The sequence below is a fragment of the Methylobacterium sp. E-012 genome, from assembly GCF_057836545.1.
In genome coordinates, this window is record NZ_JBYQEY010000001.1 from 2,095,630 (window position 1) to 2,114,786 (window position 19,157).

A 19,157-nucleotide genomic window follows, 5' to 3' on the forward strand; every position below is an offset into this window, starting at 1 on the left:
CATCAGGAGTGATGCGGCGGCCTTCTCGATTCACACCCTCACGACACCGGAGATGCCCTGCATGGCGGCGGACAACAGCGCGGCAGCCCACGATGCGACGGTTCGGACGGCGGCGAGCGCCGGACGCGTGGCGCAGGGCTTCCAGGACGCGGACGACGTGCTCCCGCCCTATCACATCGAGGCCCAGACCTCCCTGGTGGAACGGCCCCTGCGGTCGTTGAAGTTCGGCGAAGCGTTCGGCGTCCTGGATTCCTACGGCGATATCGGCGTCCAGCCCGGCCCGGAGGGCCTGTATTTCCAGGATACGCGCTACCTGTCCCGTCTCGAACTGACGGTGGAGGGGCAGCGTCCGTTGATGCTCTCCTCGGTGATGCAGGACGACAACGGCGCACTCAGCGTCGACATGACGACGCCCGACATCCGCCTCGACGCCCATGACGAGACCGCGATCCCCCGCGAGACGATCGCCATCGAGCGCACCAAGTTCCTGTTCCGCGGGGCCTGCTACGACCGGATCGGCCTGCGCTCCTTCGATTCCAAGCATCGCCGCCTGCGCATCGCCGTCAGCTTCGACGCGGATTACCGGGACCTGTTCGAGGTCCGCGGCACCGACCGCAAGGAGCGCGGCAAGCGCGGCGTCCTGGTGGCGAGCGACCGGGAGGTCCAGTTCCGCTATGTCGGGCTCGACGAAATCATCCGGACCACAGGCCTGCATTTCGGTCCGAAGCCGGACCTGATCGAGCCCGGCCGCGTCGCCTTCGAGGTGGCGCTGCCCCCGGGTGGCAAGACCTCGCTGTTCATCCGCGTCACGTTCGAGGCCCACCGTGCCTTCACCAAGCCGCCCTCCGACACCATGGTCGGTGAGGATGCGGCCGCCAAGCTGACGCTGGCGGCCAATGCCGGCGGCGCCCGGCGGGAGCCGAAGGACCTTGGCGAAGGCATGATCTTCGCCCGCGCCTACCGGGATTCCCGCCGCGACCTGCGCACCCTCACCGCGGGGATCACCACGATCATCACCTCGAACGACCAGTTCAACGAGGGCCTGTGCCGGGCCACGGCCGATCTCTACATGCTGGCGAGCCGCACGCCGGAGGGGATCTACCCGTTCGCCGGCATCCCCTGGTACTCCACGGTGTTCGGCCGCGACGGCATCATCACGGCGATGATGGCCCTGTGGATCGACCCGAAATTCGCTCGCGGCGTCCTGCGCTATCTCGCCTCCACCCAGGCTAAGGCCGTGGACCCCACCGCCGACGCCCAGCCCGGCAAGGTGCTGCACGAGACACGCCGCGGTGAGATGGCGATGCTCGGGGAGGTGCCCTTCCGGCACTATTACGGCACGATCGACGGCACGCCGCTCTTCGTGATGCTGGCCTGGGAGTATTACGCCGTCACCGGGGACCTGGAGACCGTCCGGTCGATCTGGCCGGCGCTCGAACTCGCGCTCGAATGGATGGACCGCTACGGCGACCGCGACGGCGATGGCTTCGTGGAATACGCCCGCGACACCGACAAGGGCCTTGAGAACCAGGGCTGGAAGGACAGCCACGATTCGATCTTCCACGCCGATGGGCAACTCGCCAAGGGCCCGATCGCGCTGTGCGAGGTGCAGGGCTACGTCTACGCGGCCAAGCACGGCATGGCGAAGCTCGCGGCCCTGCTCGGGCACGATCCGATGGCCGAGCGCCTGACCCGGGAGGCGGCGGCGTTGCGCGAGGCATTCGACGCGGCGTTCTGGAACGAGGAGATCGGTACCTACGCCCTCGCCCTCGACGGGGCGAAGACGCAATGCGCGGTGCGCTCGTCCAATGCCGGCCACGCCCTGTTCACCGGCATCGCCAAGCCCGAGCGGGCGGCGCGGGTCGCCGAGACGCTGCTGTGCAAGGACGGGTTCAATGGCTGGGGCGTGCGGACCATCGCCAGGGGCGAGGCGCGCTACAACCCGATGTCCTACCACAACGGCTCGATCTGGCCGCACGACAACGCCCTGATCGCGATGGGTCTGGCGCGCTACGACCGCAAGCACGAGGCCGCGCGCATCTTCCAGGGAATGTTCGACACCTCGCTCTACCAGGATCAGAAGCGCCTGCCGGAACTGTTCTGCGGTTTCATGCGCCGCAAGCAGCGCGGACCCGTGGCCTACCCCGTCGCCTGCAGCCCGCAGGCTTGGGCGGCCGCCGCGCCCTTCGCGTTCCTGGCCGCCTGCCTCGGCCTGGAACTCGACCACGCCCGCAACCGCGTCGGGCTGAAGAACCCGATCCTCCCGGCCTTCCTCGACGGCGTGACGCTCTTCAACGTCAGGCTCGGGGACTCACGCCTGGACCTGCGGTTCCAGCGCTACGACGACGACGTCACCGTCTCGGTGCAGCGCCGTCACGGCGATGCACATGTGGTGGTCACCAAGTAGGAGTTCCGCCCGGGATTCCCGGCGCGGCCCGCTTCGGGGTAAGCGGTCCGCGCGGCATTCTCGGCCGCCGAGGACGGGTCCATGCCGGCTGACTACGACGCCCCGCACGCCGCGTTGCGCCTCGCGCAGGCCCTGATCCGCTGCCCCTCCGTGACCCCGGAGGATCGCGGTGCCCTCGACGTGGTCGCCGACGCGCTCCGGCCCGCGGGCTTCGCGATCGAGCGGCCGGTCTTCGGTGAGCCGGGTTATCCCGATACGCCGAACCTCTATGCGCGGATCGGCCGGGGCGGCCCATGCCTGGTCTTTGCCGGCCATACCGATGTGGTCCCGGCGGGCGATGTCCCCTGGCGCTACGGCCCGTTCGACGGGGCGGTGGCCGACGGCATGCTGTACGGACGGGGCGCCGCCGACATGAAGGGCGGCATCGCCTGCATGCTCGCCGGGGCGCTGGCCTTCCTGGAGCGCCGCGGACCTGACTTTGCCGGCTCCATCGCCTTCCTGATCACCGGCGACGAGGAGGGGCCGGCGGTCAACGGCACCGTCAAGCTGCTCGATTGGGCGCGCGACCGGAGCGAGCGCTTCGACCATTGCCTGCTCGGCGAGCCGACCAATCCGGGCCGGCTCGGCGAGATGATCAAGATCGGGCGGCGCGGCTCGCTCACCGGCAAGCTCGTGGTGCTCGGCCGGCAGGGGCATGTCGCCTATCCGCACAAGGCCGAGAATCCGATTCCGGGCTTGCTCCGCCTCGCCTCGGCGCTGATCGCCGAACCCCTGGACGGGGGGACGGCGCATTTCGATGCCTCGAACCTCGAATTCACCACCCTCGACGTGGGCAATCCCGCCACCAACGTGATCCCTGCGACCGCGCGCGCGACGTTCAACGTGCGCTTCAACGACGACTGGACGGCGGAGAGCCTGGGCGCTGAGATCCGCAGGCGCCTGGAGCAGGCGGCCGGAAACGCGATGCGCTTCAGCCTCGACCTTCAGCCCTCGAACGCGCCGGCTTTCCTCACCCGGCCGGATTCCTTCGTGACCCTCGTCTCCGAGGCGATCCGGGCGGAGACCGGCCTGACGCCCGCGCTGTCGACCACGGGGGGCACGTCGGATGCCCGCTTCATCAAGGATGCCTGCCCGGTGATCGAGTTCGGCCTCGTCGGCGAGACGATGCACCAGGCCGACGAGTGCGTGGCGGTCGCCGATCTGGAGCGGCTGACGGCGATCTACGGGCGGGTGCTGGAGGCCTATTTCCCGATCTCGTAATCCACACCCACGAAGGTCAGTCCGGCGGCCGGCGCCAGCGGCCCGCACCGGCGCTTCTCGCCGGAGGCGAGGATGTCGGCCACGTCGTCGGCCGAGAGCCGCCCGCAGCCCACGAGCATCAGCGTTCCGACCATCGCCCGGACCTGATGGTGCAGGAAGGAGCGCGCCGAGGTCGCCACCACGATCTCGTCGTGCAGCGCCATCGGCGCGCGGACGACATCGAGCTGCTCCAGTGTGCGGATCGGGCTGTTGGCCTGGCACTCGGCGGCGCGGAAGGCCGAGAAGTCGTGATGGCCGACCAGGCGCTGGGCTGCTGCGTGCATGAGATCGGCGTCGAGGGGCCAGGGCACGTGCCAGACCTGGGACCGAGTGAGGGCCGCGGGACTGCGCCGGTTCAGGATCCGGTAGCGATAGTGCCGACGGATCGCAGAATGGCGGGCGTCGAAGCCGTCCGGAACCCGCTCGGCCGCGAGGATCGCCACCGGCTGCGGCCGCAGATGGGCGTTGAGGGCGTCGCGGACCGTATCGGTCCGCCAGTCCTTGGCGAGGTCGAGATGGGCCACCTGGTGGATGGCATGCACGCCGGCATCGGTCCGGCCGGCGCAGGTGAGCCGGCCCTGCTCCCCGGAGAAGCGCAGGATCGCGGCCTCGATCGCCCCCTGGACCGTGGGATCCTCGGCCTGCCGCTGCCAGCCGCAGAACGGGCCGCCGTCATACTCGATGACGAGCTTGTAGCGGGGCATCAGCCGAGGCGGGCGCCGGGCGCCAGGCGGGCGCCGCGGACGAACTCGGGCCCGCTGGCGCTGTTGCCCTTCCCGGCCCGGCGCAGCTCCGAGAGCCGCACCGCGCCGACGCCGCACGCGACGGTGCCATCGGGATCGCGCAGGGTCCCGGGCTCGCCCGCGTCCTCGGTCGGAGTGGCGCGGAGCACCTTCACCCGCTCCGATCCCTTGCCGAGATCGGCCTCGAAGAACGCGCCCGGGGCCGGCGAGAGACCGTTGATGCGGTTGGCGACCTCATCGGCCGGACGCGTCCAGTCGATCCGCGCCTCGTCGTTGGTGATCTTGTGCGCGTAGACCACGCCATCGTCCGGCTGCGGCGTGAAGGTCAGCTGGCCCTGCTCCAGGAGGACGAGGGCGCGGGCCATCAGGTCGGCGCCGACCGGCATCAGCGCGTCGTGGAGCGCGCCGGCGGTCATGCCGGCGGCGATCGGGAGCCGCGCCTCCAGGGCGACCGGCCCGGTATCGAGCCCGGCCTCCATCCGCATCACGCCGACGCCACTCTCGGCATCCCCCGCCATCACGGCCCGCTGGATCGGCGCCGCCCCGCGCCAGCGCGGCAGCAGCGATCCGTGCAGGTTCAGGCAACCATGTGTCGGCGCGTCGAGGATGACCTGCGGCAGCAGCATGCCGTAGGCCACCACCACCGCGACCTCGGCCCGGTGCGCGGCGAACGCCGCCGCGGCCTCCGGGGTGCGCAGGGTGACGGGCGTGAGCACCGGCACGCCGAGCGTCTCGGCCAGGGTATGGACCGGGGAGGGGCGCAGGCTCATGCCGCGGCCCGCCTTGGCGGGCGCGCGGGTATAGACGGCGACGACGGTGTGCCCGTCCTGCGCGAGCCGCGCGAGCGTCGGCACGGCGAAGTCCGGGGTGCCCATAAAGACGACGCGCATGGCCGGCTCAGGCCGCGTCGCGCTTGGCCGCTTTGGTGAACTTCTTGATCACCCGGTCCCGCTTCAGCTTCGAGAGATGGTCGATGAACAGAACGCCGTTGAGGTGGTCGATCTCGTGCTGGATGCAGGTGGCGAGCAGCCCCTCGGCCTCGATCTCCTGCTCGGCCCCATCGAGGCCGCGGAACCGCACGCGGACCCGGTCGGGCCGCTCGACCTCGCCGTAATATTCGGGGATCGACAGGCAGCCCTCGTCGTAGACGCGCATCTCCGCCGAGGACCAGACGATCTCGGGATCGATGAACACCTGCGGTTTGCGGACACCCTCTTCCTTCGACGTGTCGATGGTCACGACGCGCCTCGCCACCCCGACCTGGATCGCCGCGAGCCCGACGCCCGGCGCGTCGTACATGGTCTCGAACATGTCGGCCACGAGGGTCCGGATCTCGCCGGTGATCGGACCCACCGGATCGGAGATGCGGCGCAGGACGGGATCGGGGAGGATTACGAGCGGGCGGATGGTCATTTCGGAAACCGGCAGGGACAGCGCCGGGTCGGATCCGGGCCGAGCGTCGAATAGGATGCGGGTGAAGACCGGTCAAATACCGTCGCGGGGACAGGCGGTTCGGGCGGCGCCGCCGCTAGAATGCCGTCCGGCTCCGGATCGCGGCCGTCAGCGTCCCCTCGTCGAGATAATCCAGCTCGCCGCCGACCGGGACGCCGTGGGCGAGGCGCGTGACCTTCGCGTCGCAGTGCCGGATCGATTCCGTGACGTAATGGGCGGTGGTCTGACCGTCGACGGTGGCGTTGAGCGCCAGGATGACCTCCGTGACCTCGGGCCGGGCCACGCGCTCCACCAGGCTCGCGAGGTTCAGGTGTTCCGGCCGCACCCCGTCGAGCGCCGAGAGGACGCCACCGAGCACGTGGTAGCGGGCCTTGACAGCTCCGGAGCGTTCGAGCGCCCAGAGGTCGGAGACGTCCTCCACCACCACCAGGGTCGTGGGATCGCGCTCGGCATCCCGGCAGATCGTGCAGGGCTCCGACGTATCGACGTTGCCGCAACTGGTGCAGACGACGATGCGCTCGGCCGCGACCCGCATCGCGTCGGCGAGCGGCCCGAGCAGCGTGTCGCGCCGCTTGATGAGCTGCAGCGCGGCGCGCCGGGCCGAGCGCGGTCCGAGACCGGGCATGCGGGCGAGGAGCTGGATCAGACGTTCGATTTCGGGGCCGGCGACGGCTTGGGGCATCGTGCCTCTTGGCGGGTATCGGCAGGCGCGGATCGGGCACGCCGCGTGGAAGTTGTCCGGCACGGGCTTAGCCCGCGCCGGCCCTCATGCAAGGGTGCATGAGCGCCCACCCCGAGCGGCGACCTGGCATGTGGGTATTCCAGAGCGCATCCGCGCGTTCGGGCCGGCAAGTCGATGCGGGTGACTGCTTACAGACGGGGGTTCCTGCGCCCGCAACTGTGATCGAGCCAGGTCCGACACGTTGCGGGCCGCAGATGAAGCCCATAATGACAGCGAAGCTTCGCCGCCTACTCAGTGGAGAGACGGGAAGCCACCGGGGAACGGAGATCCTGCGCGCGGCGGACCTGTACGACCGCGCGGACGTCTCCCCGGCAATTCCGGACGGTGAAGCCGTCCGGCTCAGTCGCGTCGACGGTCGAGCAGGGGCCCGGGAGATACGTTCTTGACCAACATCGGTGATCACAACGCGGCCCATGGCGCGGAGGCCGCCGGCTTCCGCGACCTCAAGGCCGTCCACTGGAACTTTGAGGCGCCACGTCTCTACGAAGAGGCGCTCGCCCGCAAGGAGGGCCAGCTCGCCTGCGGCGGCGCCTTCGTGGCGACCACCGGTAGCCATACCGGCCGCTCGCCCAAGGACAAGTTCGTCGTGCGCGACGCCAGCACCGAGAGCGAGGTCTGGTGGGACAACAACGGCGCGATCACGCCGGGGCAATTCGAGACCCTGCGCCAGGATTTCCTGACGCATGCCGCGGGCCGGGAGCTGTTCGCCCAGGACCTCTACGGCGGCGCCGATCCCGCCTACCGGGTCAAGGCCCGGGTGTTCACCGAGTTCGCGTGGCACTCGCTGTTCATCCGCAACCTGCTGATCCGGCCGGACCGCTCCGAGATCGCGACCTACGTGCCGGACATGACCATCATTGACCTGCCGAGCTTCCAGGCGGATCCCGCCCGGCACGGCTGCCGGTCCAAGACCGTGATCGCCATCGACTTCGCCAAGAAGCTCGTGCTGATCGGCGGCTCGGCCTACGCGGGCGAGATGAAGAAATCGGTCTTCACCTACCTCAACTACATGCTGCCCGGTCAGGGCGTGATGCCGATGCACTGCTCGGCCAACGCGGCGCTCGACGCCGAGGGCGGCTCGGCGATCTTCTTCGGCCTCTCCGGCACCGGCAAGACCACCCTGTCGAACGATTCCTCCCGCCAGCTGCTCGGCGACGACGAGCACGGCTGGTCGAACGAGGGCATCTTCAACTTCGAGGGCGGCTGCTACGCCAAGACCATCCGCCTGTCGCGCAACGCCGAGCCAGAGATCTACGCCACCACGGAGCGTTTCGGCACGGTGATGGAGAACGTGGTGATCGATCCCGTCACCCGTGCGCCGGACTTCGACGATGCCTCGCTCACCGAGAACACCCGCTGCGCCTACCCGCTCGACTTCATCGCCAATGCCAGCGCCACCGGCCGGGCCGGGCATCCGAAGAACATCGTGATGCTGACCTGCGACGCCTTCGGGGTGATGCCGCCGATCGCCAAGCTGACCGGCGCCGAGGCGATGTACCACTTCCTGTCCGGCTACACCGCCAAGGTCGCCGGCACCGAGCGCGGCCTCACAGGTCCCGAGGCGACCTTCTCCACCTGCTTCGGCGCCCCGTTCATGCCCCGGCATCCGAGCACCTACGGCAACCTGCTGCGCGAATTGATCGCCAAGCACAGCGTCGATTGCTGGCTGGTCAACACCGGCTGGACCGGCGGCGGCGTCGGCACCGGACGGCGGATGCCGATCCGCGTCACCCGGCGCCTGCTGAGCGCAGCCCTCGACGGCTCGCTGTCGCAGGCGGAGTTCCGGCGCGATCCGTATTTCGGCTTCGCGGTGCCGGTCTCGGTCCCGGGCGTCGAGCCGCACATCCTGACCCCGGTGAAGACCTGGGGCAACAAGGGCGCCTTCGTGGAGACGGCGGCACGCCTGGTGAAGATGTTCGACGACAACTTCAAGCGGTTCGAGACGCATGTCGATTCCGATGTGCGCGCGGCCGGACCGACCGCCCAGGCGATCGCGGCCTGATCCCCGCTGACGGGCGGCCTGAGCGGCCGCCCGTCACCGCGGCGACTGCGCGATCAGGATGCCTGCCAGGGTGAGGGCGACAATCCCGAGGATCAGCGACAGCAACCGCCAGAACGCGAGCGGATCGCGCTCCAGCAGGGCGGGCGGCCGGGCATCCGTGAAGGCCGGGTTCGGATACCGGAGATCGTGGACGAATTCCGACAGGGCCTGATAGCGCCGCAGCGGGTTCGGGTGCACGGACTTCCGCAGCGCACCGTCGACCCAGGCCGGAAGCAGCGGCCGCACCCCGAGCGCCGAGGCGTAGCGCAGCCGGCGCTGGGCTGCCGGGGTCCGTGCCCGCGGCACCGCATCGCCGTAGGGGAGCCGCCCGGTCAGCATCTGATAGGCGATAACGCCGACTGAGAACACGTCGGACGCGGCGGTGGAGGGCGCACCGAGGAAGCATTCCGGCGCGGTGTACTGCACCGTCCCGAGGATCTCGCCCGGGTCGATCCGGGGATCGCCCTCGACGACCCCGGCGACCTTGGCGGCGCCGAAATCGATCACCTGCACGATCCCCGCCGCGTCGAACAGGACGTTGTCGGGCCGAAGGTCCTGATGGACCATCTCCAGCCGGTGGAAGGCCTGGACGCCCCTGGCGAGCTGCTCGACCAGACGGCGCACCGCCTCCAATTCGGGTGATGCGTGATCGCGCATCCACTGTGTGAGCGTCTGACCCTCGACATAGCGCATGACCGTGTAGAGGTGGCTGCGGCGGCGTGCCGGCGGCTGGGCCTTGAGGACGTGCGGGTGGTCGATGCGCCGCGCGATCCACTCTTCCATCACAAAGCGGCGGCGCTGGGCGGGATCGTCGCGCAGATCGAGCGACAGGACCTTCAGCGCCACCCGCACCCCGGTCTCCGCCTCGACGGCGAGGTAGACGCGGCTCCGGGGGCCCGAGTGGAGGATCCGCAGGAGCCGGTAGCCGTCGAACTCGGCCGGCGGATCGAGCAGCGGCGCGGGATCGAGCCCCTCGGCATCCCCGAGCAGGTCGGCCGGCGCGCCCTCCGGCACGGAATCGACCCGCACGATCTGGATCGTCAGGTTGTCCGGGCTGCCGGACGCGAGCGCGGCCGCGACGATGGCGGCCGCCGCCGCGTCGAGGTCGCCGGCGGCCGCGATCGCGGCGGCGATCTCCCGGGGCCGGACATAGTCGTGGACGCCGTCCGTCGTGAGCACGAAGATGTCGCCGCCCGCGATGGCGAGCGTCTGATAGTCGATCTCCGCGCGGCCGGTCACGCCGAGGGCCCGGCCGAGATAGGATTCCGCCGCCGAGACCACGACGCGGTGATCCTCGGTAAGCTGTTCGAGGGAGCGGCCGGACACGCGCCAGATCCGGGCATCGCCGACATGGAAGAGATGGGCGGTGCGCGCTTTCAGGATCAGGGCATCGAAGGTGGTGACGTAGCCCCGGTCGGCATCGTGGGGATCGCGGCCGCGCCGCGTCTGGGCGTAGAGCCAGGAATCGGCCGCCGCGATGACCCGCTGCGCGGCGTTCTTCACGGACCACGTGTCGGGGGTGGCGTAGTAGTCGCTGAGGAAGCTCTTGACCGCGGTCTCGCTCGCCGCCGCGCCGGCCGCACTGCTGCTGATCCCGTCGGCGAGCGCCACCGCAATGCCCTTCAGGCCGAGCGCCGGCGGCGTCGGAACCAGTAGGCCGTGGAAATCCTGGTTCACGTCCTTGCGGCCGGCGGCGCTGTGCTGGCCGACCGAGACCGCCAGGTCGCGGTGAGGACCGCTCGAAACCCCGCTCAAGCGGCCGCTGCCGCATTGTCGCCCCGGCCCCGGTAGGACAGCGCCTCGGCGAGATGCAGCCGGCGCACCTGCGCCTCGCCGTCGAGGTCGGCGAGCGTCCGGGCGACGCGGAGGATCCGGTGGAAGCCCCGGGCGGAGAGCCGCATGGTCTCGGCCGCCTGCCGGATCAGGGCGGCCCCGTCCGCGTCGGGGCTCGCCACCTCGGTGATCAGGTTCGCCGGACAGGTGGCGTTGGTGGTGGCCGCCGGCAGGCCGCGCCCGGCGTAGCGCGCCGTCTGGAGCGCGCGGGCCGACGCCACCCGGGAGGCCGCCTCGCGCGAGCCCTCGGCGGGCGATGGCAGGATCAGGTCGGCCGCCGTAACCGCCGGCACCTCGATGCGCAGGTCGATCCGGTCGATCAGCGGGCCGGAGATCCGCCCCTGGTACTGCGCCATGCAACGCTCGTTCGGGCCCCGCCGGCAGGTGTAGCCCGGCTCCAGCCCCTGTCCGCAGCGGCACGGGTTCATGGCCGCGACCAGCTGGAACCGGGCCGGATAGGTCACCCGGTGGTTCGCCCGGGCGATCATCACCTCGCCGGTCTCCATGGGCTGGCGCAGGCTGTCGAGCACCTGGGGGGTGAATTCCGGCAGCTCGTCCAGGAACAGCACCCCGCCATGGGCGAGGGAGACCTCCCCCGGGCGCGCGCCGAGGCCACCGCCGACCAGGGCCGCCATCGAGGCGGAGTGGTGCGGCTGACGGAACGGCCGTCGGTCGGAGAGCGCCCCCTCCTTCAGCTCGCCGGCCACCGACTGGATCATCGAGATGTCGAGCAGCTCGCGGGGGCCGAGCGGCGGCAGGATCGAGGGCAGCCGGGCGGCCAGCATCGACTTGCCGGACCCGGGCGGCCCGTTCATCAACATGTCGTGTCCTATTTGATGGCGACCATTACCTCCCTTCCATGGGCGCTGATTCTCATCAGCGAGATTCTCTCGCCTACCTCCTCATTCGCCCTAGAAGGCCATCTTGCGCTGACGCTAGCCCCTCGCTGCCATCGTAATCTGTGGCACCAAGCCTGTGTCCGCCGACGCAGCCTTTGGCACTTCCGTGCTTTGGATGAGGTCGCCGAAGCTCCCCCAGGTCTGAACGCTGCGCCTATTCGTATCGTCGAACATTAGGGCGCATGTCCCCGCCGTGCCCGGGTGATCCGCCAGGCCGGTATGCGTGCCAGCCTCGCGCGTTAAAATCCCTAATGAATGATCCATTTGCTTTTAAGGCGATTCCTACCCTATCTACGAGGAACGCCACGATTTTAAGAAATTGGATTTGTCAGATGAAGCCGTCTCCGCAGCCCAGCCCTATGGCTCGCCGCATCCAGCGGCTCTACCGTGATGAGAACACGAAGCTTCTCTTCGATTGGATTGCCGATAACGGCTACACGGGCATAGACGCCGAGCGCCCGAGCGAAATCGACTACGAGGGCGCGACGGTCTCAGAGGTCGCCGAATTCGATAAGGAGTTCCTGGAAGAGCTCGACCTAAGTCGCCCTAAGGTCGTCGCCATCATGAAGGAAATGGAAGCCAAGAAGCTTGGCACCTTCGTGCTTGGACGCAGGGAAAGCAAATCCCGGTTCGAGTGGAGCTATGAACCACAGAGCGTGGCAGCCTGCGCCCAAGGCCGCGCGGACGAACCGATAGCCATCTCGGATTACGATGATGCCGAGGAGGATGGGATCGTGCCGCACCCTCCCACCTCCGGCCTCTTGAGCCCCGGGCGCGTGCAGAACCACGCGTACGCGCTGCCGGTCAGGGATGGCGAGGTCACCATAACGCTACCTCAGGACGTATCCCGCGACGAGGCGGAGCATGTGGCCACCTATTTGGAGGGAGTGGCATCGCTAATCCGCTCGACGCTCGTGAAATGACGCTCTAATCGCATTACGTATTGAAATGCGGTTAATGAACGCCATATTAGGGGAGTAGAGCGCCGCGGCGTAGGAGCTCTACAGCCGCCGAGCATCCCCGACGCCCTGGGCCTTCAAATGCCGACATCGGACGCACTTCCCCTCCTTGCCAAAGCCGAGTCCCCCGTAAATTCCGCCATGCGCCTCGTTCGGAAACATGGCATTCCCGATCATCTCCGTACGCGGACTTCCACCGCCCTTGGCCGGTGGCTCGCTAGCCGGCCTGATTGCCGAACCGCCTGCGCGGCCCTCGGAACGGATGCCGATGCGGCAGCTCGGCGTGCCATCCGCCGCGGCGAGCCCATCGACAGCTTTCGTCTCTCGACGGACGCTTCCGGCGAGGCTGGATGGGCGCTCAAGAACCTGCGGCTTGCCGATGGTCACGCGCGGTCCCATGCCGATGCCCAGGTTGCCCATGCGGCCAGGAAGGTGCTCAGGGGCTTTCGCTCGGATCGTCTGGACTGGGACGGGCTTACGCACGGTCTCGCTGAGCTCCGTTCCCTGATTACGGCTTCCGGGCATAGGCGGGCTGCCGTCTCGCCCGTGGCAGGTGTCGAAAGCCATCAGGCGTGCAAGGGTAAGACCTGGACACGGGTCATCACCGTCGACAGGCTCCGCCGCATCGGTGCGAAGCATGGCCTCTGCACTTCTGCGTCCCACCCCCGTGCCGCGCACTACGCCCGGGCCCTCCGGGACGATAGCTTGCGGTTCTACGAATTGGTCGGCCCCACCGGTTCGTTCCTGGCCCTCCTGAGCATCCGGACCTCCACGGACACGGTCGAGGAGATGCGGGGACCAGGCAACGAACTCGTCCGAGGCATGAACGGCTCGGTGAAGAGGCTCCTCAAGGCCGTCTCCGCCAGCGTCGGCGAGTGCGACGACCTTCTCGGCGTGGGCCTGTCGGACGGGTTCCTGGATCGGGACCTCACGCACCCGGACGTCACCATCGGAGCGACGCGTTTGTGGCGCGACCCGGAAGGCTCGATCCTCATCGAGGATCAGGGCCGGTGGAGCAGCATGAGGAAGCTCGAAGACGGCATCTACATCGGGCGGGGCAACTACGATGCCGACAACCTGATCGGAACCCTGGCAGAGGCCGTGCTGGCAAGCCAGGCAGCCGGGTAAGTCCAGTTTCGAGGCCCGGGTCCATCCCAATCGGAGATGAGCCCGGGTTCCTGCGGGGATGCCAACGACTCAAGGTCGGATACCGAAAGGTTTCAGGAACTCTCGCATCTCAACGCCAAAGGGGGCAGACGATGACCTTCACGATGCATATCGGACCCTGCGAGATCTGCACCGCTCCGGCTGGCATGAACAGTGGCCTGCGCACGTGCGAGGCGTGTGAATCGGATTTCGAAAAGCTCTGCAGGGCGTGCTCGGAGAAGCCATGCCCTCATTGCGGGACTGGCCTCGTCCAGACCGGCGACGTCTTCCCGCATTCGCTCTTCAAGGCTATCGACAACGGTTCGGTCGGGGATGTCGGACGTATCATCGCTCGATGCTCGACCGGTCTCGGTCGCATTCATAACAAGTCCGGTCACCATCCCCTGGCCGTGGCCGCTCGCCTTGCCGACAAGGAGAAGGCCGCGGCCCTGTGCGCGCTGCTGATCGGCATCGGGATATCACCGCACGCCAGAACCGGCGAAGTCCAAAGAACCACCCTGATCCTGATGGCGCGGTACCGCGTGTACCACCCGAAGGTCGCCGAAATGCTTTCGGCTTCCGTGAACGATGCCGACAGCGGCGGTAAGACGGCTCTGATGTTCGCCGTCGTCGGACAAGGCATGTTCGGACAGCGGCGCGGCAACCTCACAATCGCAAAGCACCTCGTCGGCATGGGTGCCGACGTTGGCAAGGCCGACGCCCGCGGACGGACCGCGCTCGACCATGCGAGGAAGGCGAATGACACCGACCGCAACAACGACGTGATCGACTACCTCAAACGCTTATGATGTCGGGTTAGATGCCTGGACATTGTGCAGGCACCAATACCCCATCGTGGTCCGACAATTAGGCTGCGACCTGCCGGCGGCGACTTCAAAGTGACCATCGCACGGCCTACATCCGTTGAGTCACACGATCACCGGGCTATCCCAACATGCAAACGCACAACATACCGCCGGATGTCTCGGACATTATCATCCGTACCGTCCAGCGGGCCTACAAGGGCGAGGTGACACTGATCTATGACGACACCACCCGGCTCGCCGAAGGCAGGGACCTGCCGCCAGATGACCCAGCCTTCAAGACGTCGAGGTGCTCGCAGGTCGACGACGACCTTCACATAGAGATCATCCCGACCACAATGGACATCCAAGGTCTGCGTATCGTGCAGTTCATATTCACCTTTACGCTTGGTGCGGAGCGCTTGGTGGGTGGGATTTTCGCTGTATCGGCCCATCCGCAATCCAAGTGGCTGGTACATCGCCCCCCAACTTACTACGATCTAATGGATGCAGGCGGTCACCTCATCCCGCGCCTAAAGGTGCTCAATCCCGAAAATCTCTCGTTCGGTAATTGCGATCCGTCCCGATCCTGAAAATTTCGGGTTGCAGACGTCTATTCGGCGCCCCAGCCAATTGGACTTGGACCTCACGTTCGAGGTCAGTTGCAGCCGCATGGACTGACAGGGATACAGATCCGCGTGTCGAGTTAAGACCTCGCCCTCAGATCGGAAGCCCGCTTTCTTAGGGTCCTGCTAACTTCCGCCAGCGCCATGTCCCGGTCGTTGCCGCAGGCGTCGAGCAGGTCGTTCCAGACAGTATCGACCAGCACCGGCGGCTTGCGGACCCGGTCCGCGTTGGGGGGCATGCGCGAGATTGCCTCCAAAGGGTCCCCCGGGTCGGGGAGGTCGAGATCGTCCCGGCTGGGATCGGACAATTCCTTCAGGATCGTCCTGGCCAACGGGCGGAAGGCGTCGAAGTCCAGGTCGGCGACGAGGGTGGTGGTGCCGCGGTCATCGATATTCCAGACACGGATGCCCGAGAAGCGCCCGTTTTGGTCCAGAGGCAGCACGTTGAAGTGGGCGATACCGTTCCGCAGCAGGCGCGGAAGGTCGGCAATGGAAGCCGGATCGACCAGGACGGGCTCGCCGTCCGGTCCGGCGAGTTCGATTCTTTGTCCGTGGCGAATGGCTTGCGGGTGCCGAATCGTAAGAACCTGGCCGAGTTGGTCATGTTCCTTGAGGAGCCGACCTAGAGCTTCGGATGCCCGTTCGTGCGGAAACACGATCACGCCGAGAAGCGAGACCAGAAGCTGCGTGTCGGGATAGACCGAGCTGTCCGAAGAGGCATGCCGTTCGACGTGGTCGAGGTTGCTTAGGATGCGCTCGGCAAGCGCCCTGAGAAGTGGACCGCGCGGGTATCCCATGATCGCCCCTCTTCTCTTCGGGAGCCGCCCATGACGGTTCTGCAGCCTATCTACCGCCGTAGCCTTGGTCGGCCGAATGCCGATCCTCAGCCATCCACCTTCAGCCGCTTGGCCGCCGCCGGGCAAAGCATCTTGAACTGCTCGATCATCGGCGGCATCCCTGAGGCGCATGATGTGTCACCATCAGCGCCAAGCGGAAACCATGCTCGTTGAGCCTGACGCTTGCCATAGCGGTAGGACACCGTACCGGCCCGGCAGTTCGCCTCCGCCGCCAGCATGACATCCCTCGTCTCGCGCATATACTTGGCTACGCATTGCGCCGTGGTCATCCTGCCGCCGAACGCCTTTGTCTCGCCGCCGGGATCGCGCTCGCAATATTCCTGCAGATCGGCCTTGGTGACCATGCCTCGCATCGTTGCGCGGGCCGTGTCGATGCCATCCCGCTCCGTCACGGTGCCGTTCCAGCCCTTGCAGGAGGCCAGCGGGAAGTCGCCGGCCGCATAAGCAGGGGCGGCCGCAGCTAGGCATGCCGTGAGTAGGATCGCTCGTCTCCGAACCATGGACATCTTCTCCTTAGGAAGTAGTCAAAACCTCAGGTCAGGGCACTCAGGACGGTCAGTGCTTGCCTGTCGGACGACACCTTGATCGCCACGAGGTCGGCATCCCTCAACTCGGGGACGTTCGCCAGCGTGGACAGACGTCCATACCGGTCGGGCCGGCTTGGGTCCGGGTACGGCCTGCTGATGTTCGGGACCGCGATGCCGGCCCTCTCGGCCGCCTCGATGACTGCTGGAACTGCGGGCAGCCAGATGTTGATGGCACTCGCCGTGACCCGTTCGAACGCGAATACCGTTCCACCCGCGCGGGTGCGGTAGGTGCATTGATAGAGGCGCTCGGGCTGGTGTGCGACGTATCGAGGATCCCTGTCGACAGCGGCCTGGACTGCGAGACCGAGCTGGCTCGGCAACTTCGGCTCACTCTTGCGCGGCCTCGTCGCCTTGGCAGGAACCTTGGGTTCAAGCTCGCGGGACGCGGTCGTGAGGCTTGCCGCTAGCGCGATGTCGACGGGCGATGGCGTCCCAAGCAGCGCGACCTTGGCGACCATCCCTGCCCGCGCGCGCTCGATCCGGTCCGGATCGGTCTTCACCGACAGGGCGGAACGTTCGCGGCCGGTGCCGAGGAAATACTGTACCCGCTCGGCGTTCGCCGGTGAGGGATGAGGCATGCCGAGGCAGACCCGGTCAGGATTGAGGATGCCTTGCCGCACCACCCAGTCCAACCCCTCGGCAGCGGTGCCGCCGCAGGGAACCCACAGGGCGTCGGGTAGGATGCGTGCCTCTTCTGCCAGACATTCCGCCAGGAAGCCCTGAAGCAAAGGCGTGCGCGTCATGGACGGGTTCCCGTTGTAGTTCCCGCCATCGAGGAACACGGGGTAGCGAAGCGCCGACGTGAAATGGACCAGATGGGCGTGAGTGGTCCACAGCTTGGCGCAGGTCGGAATGCCCAGGCGTTCGTTCAGGCCGACGTGGTCGAGCATCCCCACCAAGCCGTCACGCATCGCCCCCGAGAAGGAAGCGTGGGTCTTGGCAGCCGACAAAACCGAGTCGTCGTCGACGCCCGAAAGAATCTGGTGGCGCGCCTCCATAAGGGCGTTGGCAGCCTGCTGCGCACCGGGCGTGATGCCGACGATCACGACCTTGGCGGTAGGAACGACGTGTTCGAAGGGGGCATAGGATACGTTCAGGCGCCCTTCCTGGGCGAGAAGGAGACGTCCGCCGAGGGTGACGTCGGCCCGGATGGCCGCCTCCGTGGCGGAAGAAATTGCGGAGCGGAAGCGGGAAAAGGCTGCGTTGGACAAATCTGCGCTCCTCATGAACTTTTCAGTCGGTCGATGCGATGCGCGACGGTGAGGACGCGTCCTGCGTCACCTACGACGACGTAGATGCCGAGACGGCCTTCCAGGCGCCGGTATGCGTCGACGCCGACATGATTTTGAAGGCTGGCCCTGGCCTTCCGGTCGAGGCTGTAGACGTCGGCATAGCGATGTCGCTGGACGCGACCGAACCGCATGACAAGGTCGACCGCGGCGCCGGGAATTGAACGCTGTTGCGCACGCGATTGCGCATGGCGTGTGAAGCCGAGCCCAGTCATGACCGCGCCTCGGCAAGGCGGTCGCGAACCGCAACTTCGGCCGCCTTGCCGACGAAGGTCGGCACATCGAAGTCGAGCTTCTCCCCGAAGGCTTGGACGCGGACCATGTCCATCGCCAAGATCGTTGCCCTCACCTCATCCCACGACTGAACACCAAGCTCGGCCTCGGCATCCTTGTGACCGAACGAGATCCATGCCTGCCGGCAGACTAGGCTTGCCAGGTCGTTGGACGTCGCGGCGCTGGCGATCTGCTCCGCCAGGAACGCATCGTCCTTGGCGGAGGTGGGAGTCGCCACGAACCCCCGTCGAGACTGGAGCCACTTCAGCGCGACCGAGCCGTTGACCATGAGCGGCTTCGAGCCCTTGATAGCTTGGAGGCCACCTTCTCCACCGATTGAGAGGGCGTTGCGGACGGCGCCCTCCGACATATCGGCCAGAAGCGCGATCTCACGGACCGTGAGGTCGCTCTCGTGATCGTCCAGCTTCCACCTCGCCATCGAGGCGTCGGCGACCTGCCGGCACAAGCCCTCGGCAGACATGAATGCGTGGGTCTCCCCGCCCGAGCCGATCCCGCCTGCCCGAGGTGTGGCTTCCATAAAGACGTGTAGGTCTTGCACTTCCGAGCCGTCGCTGGCGTTCAGCGGGCTCGGATTGAAGGCGTAGTCATAGCCTTGGATAAACGTCGCTGAGATCGGAAACAGGCCGAGATCGACCTTGGAGGGATTCAGGAAGACGTGTTCGCTTTCATCGCCGAGTTCGAAGCCGATGAAGGCGGAAGCGACGTCACTTCCTCGCCCCATGAGGATGTGGTCCGCCTCGAAGAGCAGGATCGTCCGAAGCTCTTCGAGCATCGCCTCCTTCGTGAACCGCGTCATAAGTGATCTCCATTAATCACATAATCATACTCGCAATTTGCGATAGTGCAACAGAAAAGTGATGATGTGATTCATATTTTCATCACGCCTCTGCTGTTGGCGCCAGCGTGCGTGTAGGGCTCAAACAACAGCGCATGAGCTTCACGTAACGAGAAACGGTTGGCGTTACCCGGCCGAGGTGATCCTGGAACCGCCAAGGTCTCACACAACGAGTGGTGATCTGGGATCAACCGCACTCGCAGATCTGCGGGCCATGCCCGGCGCCCAGGCCATCTATCGGAAGATTAGTGCTCTTTGACCGGGCCGAAGAAAGTCGCCAATGTTGGACGAACGCAATGACGGGCCTTGACAGTTCCTAGGCGATGGCCGCCATCAAGGCCAGCA

Annotated in this window: 17 protein-coding genes and 1 pseudogene; 8 read left to right on the top strand and 10 right to left on the bottom strand. The window is 67.1% G+C overall.

What is annotated here, in order from left to right; all coding sequences use genetic code 11:
• Positions 1 to 61: 61 nt before the first annotated feature.
• Positions 62 to 2,407, top strand: coding sequence for an amylo-alpha-1,6-glucosidase (locus AC3IF1_RS10040; protein WP_489217422.1), 2,346 nt, complete (start codon positions 62 to 64; stop codon positions 2,405 to 2,407).
• Between the two features lie 81 nt (positions 2,408 to 2,488).
• The gene (gene dapE, locus AC3IF1_RS10045; protein ID WP_489217423.1) at positions 2,489 to 3,667 is read left to right on the top strand and encodes a succinyl-diaminopimelate desuccinylase; all 1,179 of its coding nucleotides are present in this window, start codon (positions 2,489 to 2,491) and stop codon (positions 3,665 to 3,667) included.
• Here dapE and truA read toward each other — a convergent pair.
• The 4 genes from truA to recR all read right to left on the bottom strand — a co-directional run bounded on the left by truA (position 3,649) and on the right by recR (position 6,583).
• Entirely contained in the window at positions 3,649 to 4,410 is a 762-nt protein-coding gene (gene truA, locus AC3IF1_RS10050) for a tRNA pseudouridine(38-40) synthase TruA (RefSeq protein WP_243969706.1), read from the bottom strand. The two genes, dapE and truA, sit on opposite strands and share 19 nt — an antisense overlap.
• Positions 4,410 to 5,339 carry a methionyl-tRNA formyltransferase gene (fmt, locus tag AC3IF1_RS10055; protein ID WP_489217424.1) on the bottom strand — a complete coding sequence of 310 codons (930 nt, stop codon included), beginning with the start codon at positions 5,337 to 5,339 and terminating at the stop codon, positions 4,410 to 4,412. The genes truA and fmt overlap by 1 nt, the downstream gene beginning before the upstream one ends.
• A gap of 7 nt (positions 5,340 to 5,346) precedes the next feature.
• On the bottom strand, positions 5,347 to 5,862 hold the full coding sequence (gene def, locus AC3IF1_RS10060) for a peptide deformylase (protein ID WP_489217425.1): 516 nt from the start codon (positions 5,860 to 5,862) through the stop codon (positions 5,347 to 5,349).
• Between the two features lie 115 nt (positions 5,863 to 5,977).
• Positions 5,978 to 6,583 carry a recombination mediator RecR gene (gene recR / locus AC3IF1_RS10065; protein ID WP_243969711.1) on the bottom strand — a complete coding sequence of 202 codons (606 nt, stop codon included), beginning with the start codon at positions 6,581 to 6,583 and terminating at the stop codon, positions 5,978 to 5,980.
• Between the two features lie 442 nt (positions 6,584 to 7,025).
• Here recR and AC3IF1_RS10070 point away from each other — a divergent pair, with 442 nt between their 5' ends.
• On the top strand, positions 7,026 to 8,645 hold the full coding sequence (locus AC3IF1_RS10070; RefSeq protein WP_489217426.1) for a phosphoenolpyruvate carboxykinase: 1,620 nt from the start codon (positions 7,026 to 7,028) through the stop codon (positions 8,643 to 8,645).
• Positions 8,646 to 8,678: 33 nt separating this feature from the next.
• Here AC3IF1_RS10070 and AC3IF1_RS10075 read toward each other — a convergent pair whose 3' ends face one another.
• Both AC3IF1_RS10075 and AC3IF1_RS10080 read right to left on the bottom strand, forming a co-directional pair.
• On the bottom strand, positions 8,679 to 10,439 hold the full coding sequence (locus AC3IF1_RS10075) for a bifunctional protein-serine/threonine kinase/phosphatase (protein WP_489217427.1): 1,761 nt from the start codon (positions 10,437 to 10,439) through the stop codon (positions 8,679 to 8,681).
• Positions 10,436 to 11,347, bottom strand: a pseudogene (locus AC3IF1_RS10080) (YifB family Mg chelatase-like AAA ATPase); the annotation flags it as partial. The pseudogene AC3IF1_RS10080 and the gene AC3IF1_RS10075, both read right to left, overlap by 4 nt.
• A 428-nt stretch (positions 11,348 to 11,775) precedes the next feature.
• On the opposite strand from AC3IF1_RS10080, the gene AC3IF1_RS10085 reads away from it, so the two are divergent.
• The 4 genes from AC3IF1_RS10085 (at position 11,776) to AC3IF1_RS10100 (ending at position 14,917) form a co-directional block, all read left to right on the top strand.
• The gene (locus AC3IF1_RS10085; RefSeq protein ID WP_489217428.1) at positions 11,776 to 12,339 is read left to right on the top strand and encodes a hypothetical protein; all 564 of its coding nucleotides are present in this window, start codon (positions 11,776 to 11,778) and stop codon (positions 12,337 to 12,339) included.
• Between the two features lie 741 nt (positions 12,340 to 13,080).
• Positions 13,081 to 13,503, top strand: coding sequence for a hypothetical protein (locus AC3IF1_RS10090; RefSeq protein ID WP_489217429.1), 423 nt, complete (start codon positions 13,081 to 13,083; stop codon positions 13,501 to 13,503).
• A 131-nt stretch (positions 13,504 to 13,634) separates the two neighbouring features.
• On the top strand, positions 13,635 to 14,330 hold the full coding sequence (locus AC3IF1_RS10095; RefSeq protein ID WP_489217430.1) for a hypothetical protein: 696 nt from the start codon (positions 13,635 to 13,637) through the stop codon (positions 14,328 to 14,330).
• Between the two features lie 146 nt (positions 14,331 to 14,476).
• A complete protein-coding gene (locus tag AC3IF1_RS10100) occupies positions 14,477 to 14,917 on the top strand; it encodes a hypothetical protein (RefSeq protein ID WP_489217431.1) in 441 nt (146 codons plus the stop codon).
• Positions 14,918 to 15,030: 113 nt separating this feature from the next.
• Here AC3IF1_RS10100 and AC3IF1_RS10105 read toward each other — a convergent pair whose 3' ends face one another.
• From AC3IF1_RS10105 to AC3IF1_RS10115, 3 genes are all read right to left on the bottom strand, one after another.
• Positions 15,031 to 15,747 (bottom strand): HEPN family nuclease, encoded by a 717-nt coding sequence (locus AC3IF1_RS10105; RefSeq protein WP_489217432.1) that lies wholly within the window; start codon positions 15,745 to 15,747, stop codon positions 15,031 to 15,033.
• 86 nt (positions 15,748 to 15,833) lie between these two features.
• Positions 15,834 to 16,313, bottom strand: a complete 480-nt coding sequence (locus AC3IF1_RS10110; RefSeq protein WP_489217433.1) for a hypothetical protein — start codon at positions 16,311 to 16,313, stop codon at positions 15,834 to 15,836.
• A 26-nt stretch (positions 16,314 to 16,339) separates the two neighbouring features.
• Positions 16,340 to 17,605 (bottom strand): hypothetical protein, encoded by a 1,266-nt coding sequence (locus tag AC3IF1_RS10115; RefSeq protein WP_489217434.1) that lies wholly within the window; start codon positions 17,603 to 17,605, stop codon positions 16,340 to 16,342.
• 38 nt (positions 17,606 to 17,643) lie between these two features.
• Between AC3IF1_RS10115 and AC3IF1_RS10120 the strand changes: the two genes are divergently transcribed.
• A complete protein-coding gene (locus AC3IF1_RS10120; protein ID WP_489217435.1) occupies positions 17,644 to 17,847 on the top strand; it encodes a hypothetical protein in 204 nt (67 codons plus the stop codon).
• Positions 17,848 to 17,894: 47 nt separating this feature from the next.
• Here AC3IF1_RS10120 and AC3IF1_RS10125 read toward each other — a convergent pair whose 3' ends face one another.
• Positions 17,895 to 18,773, bottom strand: a complete 879-nt coding sequence (locus tag AC3IF1_RS10125) for a hypothetical protein (RefSeq protein ID WP_489217436.1) — start codon at positions 18,771 to 18,773, stop codon at positions 17,895 to 17,897.
• Positions 18,774 to 19,157: the final 384 nt, after the last annotated feature.

Coding starts and splice junctions, on each gene's coding strand:
- AC3IF1_RS10040 (WP_489217422.1), top strand. CDS start 62: ATGGCGGCGGACAACAGCGCGGCAGCCCACGATGCGACGGTTCGGACG.
- dapE (WP_489217423.1), top strand. CDS start 2,489: ATGCCGGCTGACTACGACGCCCCGCACGCCGCGTTGCGCCTCGCGCAG.
- truA (WP_243969706.1), bottom strand. CDS start 4,410: ATGCCCCGCTACAAGCTCGTCATCGAGTATGACGGCGGCCCGTTCTGC.
- fmt (WP_489217424.1), bottom strand. CDS start 5,339: ATGCGCGTCGTCTTTATGGGCACCCCGGACTTCGCCGTGCCGACGCTC.
- def (WP_489217425.1), bottom strand. CDS start 5,862: ATGACCATCCGCCCGCTCGTAATCCTCCCCGATCCCGTCCTGCGCCGC.
- recR (WP_243969711.1), bottom strand. CDS start 6,583: ATGCCCCAAGCCGTCGCCGGCCCCGAAATCGAACGTCTGATCCAGCTC.
- AC3IF1_RS10085 (WP_489217428.1), top strand. CDS start 11,776: ATGGCTCGCCGCATCCAGCGGCTCTACCGTGATGAGAACACGAAGCTT.
- AC3IF1_RS10095 (WP_489217430.1), top strand. CDS start 13,635: ATGACCTTCACGATGCATATCGGACCCTGCGAGATCTGCACCGCTCCG.
- AC3IF1_RS10100 (WP_489217431.1), top strand. CDS start 14,477: ATGCAAACGCACAACATACCGCCGGATGTCTCGGACATTATCATCCGT.
- AC3IF1_RS10105 (WP_489217432.1), bottom strand. CDS start 15,747: ATGGGATACCCGCGCGGTCCACTTCTCAGGGCGCTTGCCGAGCGCATC.
- AC3IF1_RS10110 (WP_489217433.1), bottom strand. CDS start 16,313: ATGTCCATGGTTCGGAGACGAGCGATCCTACTCACGGCATGCCTAGCT.
- AC3IF1_RS10120 (WP_489217435.1), top strand. CDS start 17,644: ATGCGCGACGGTGAGGACGCGTCCTGCGTCACCTACGACGACGTAGAT.
- AC3IF1_RS10125 (WP_489217436.1), bottom strand. CDS start 18,773: ATGACGCGGTTCACGAAGGAGGCGATGCTCGAAGAGCTTCGGACGATC.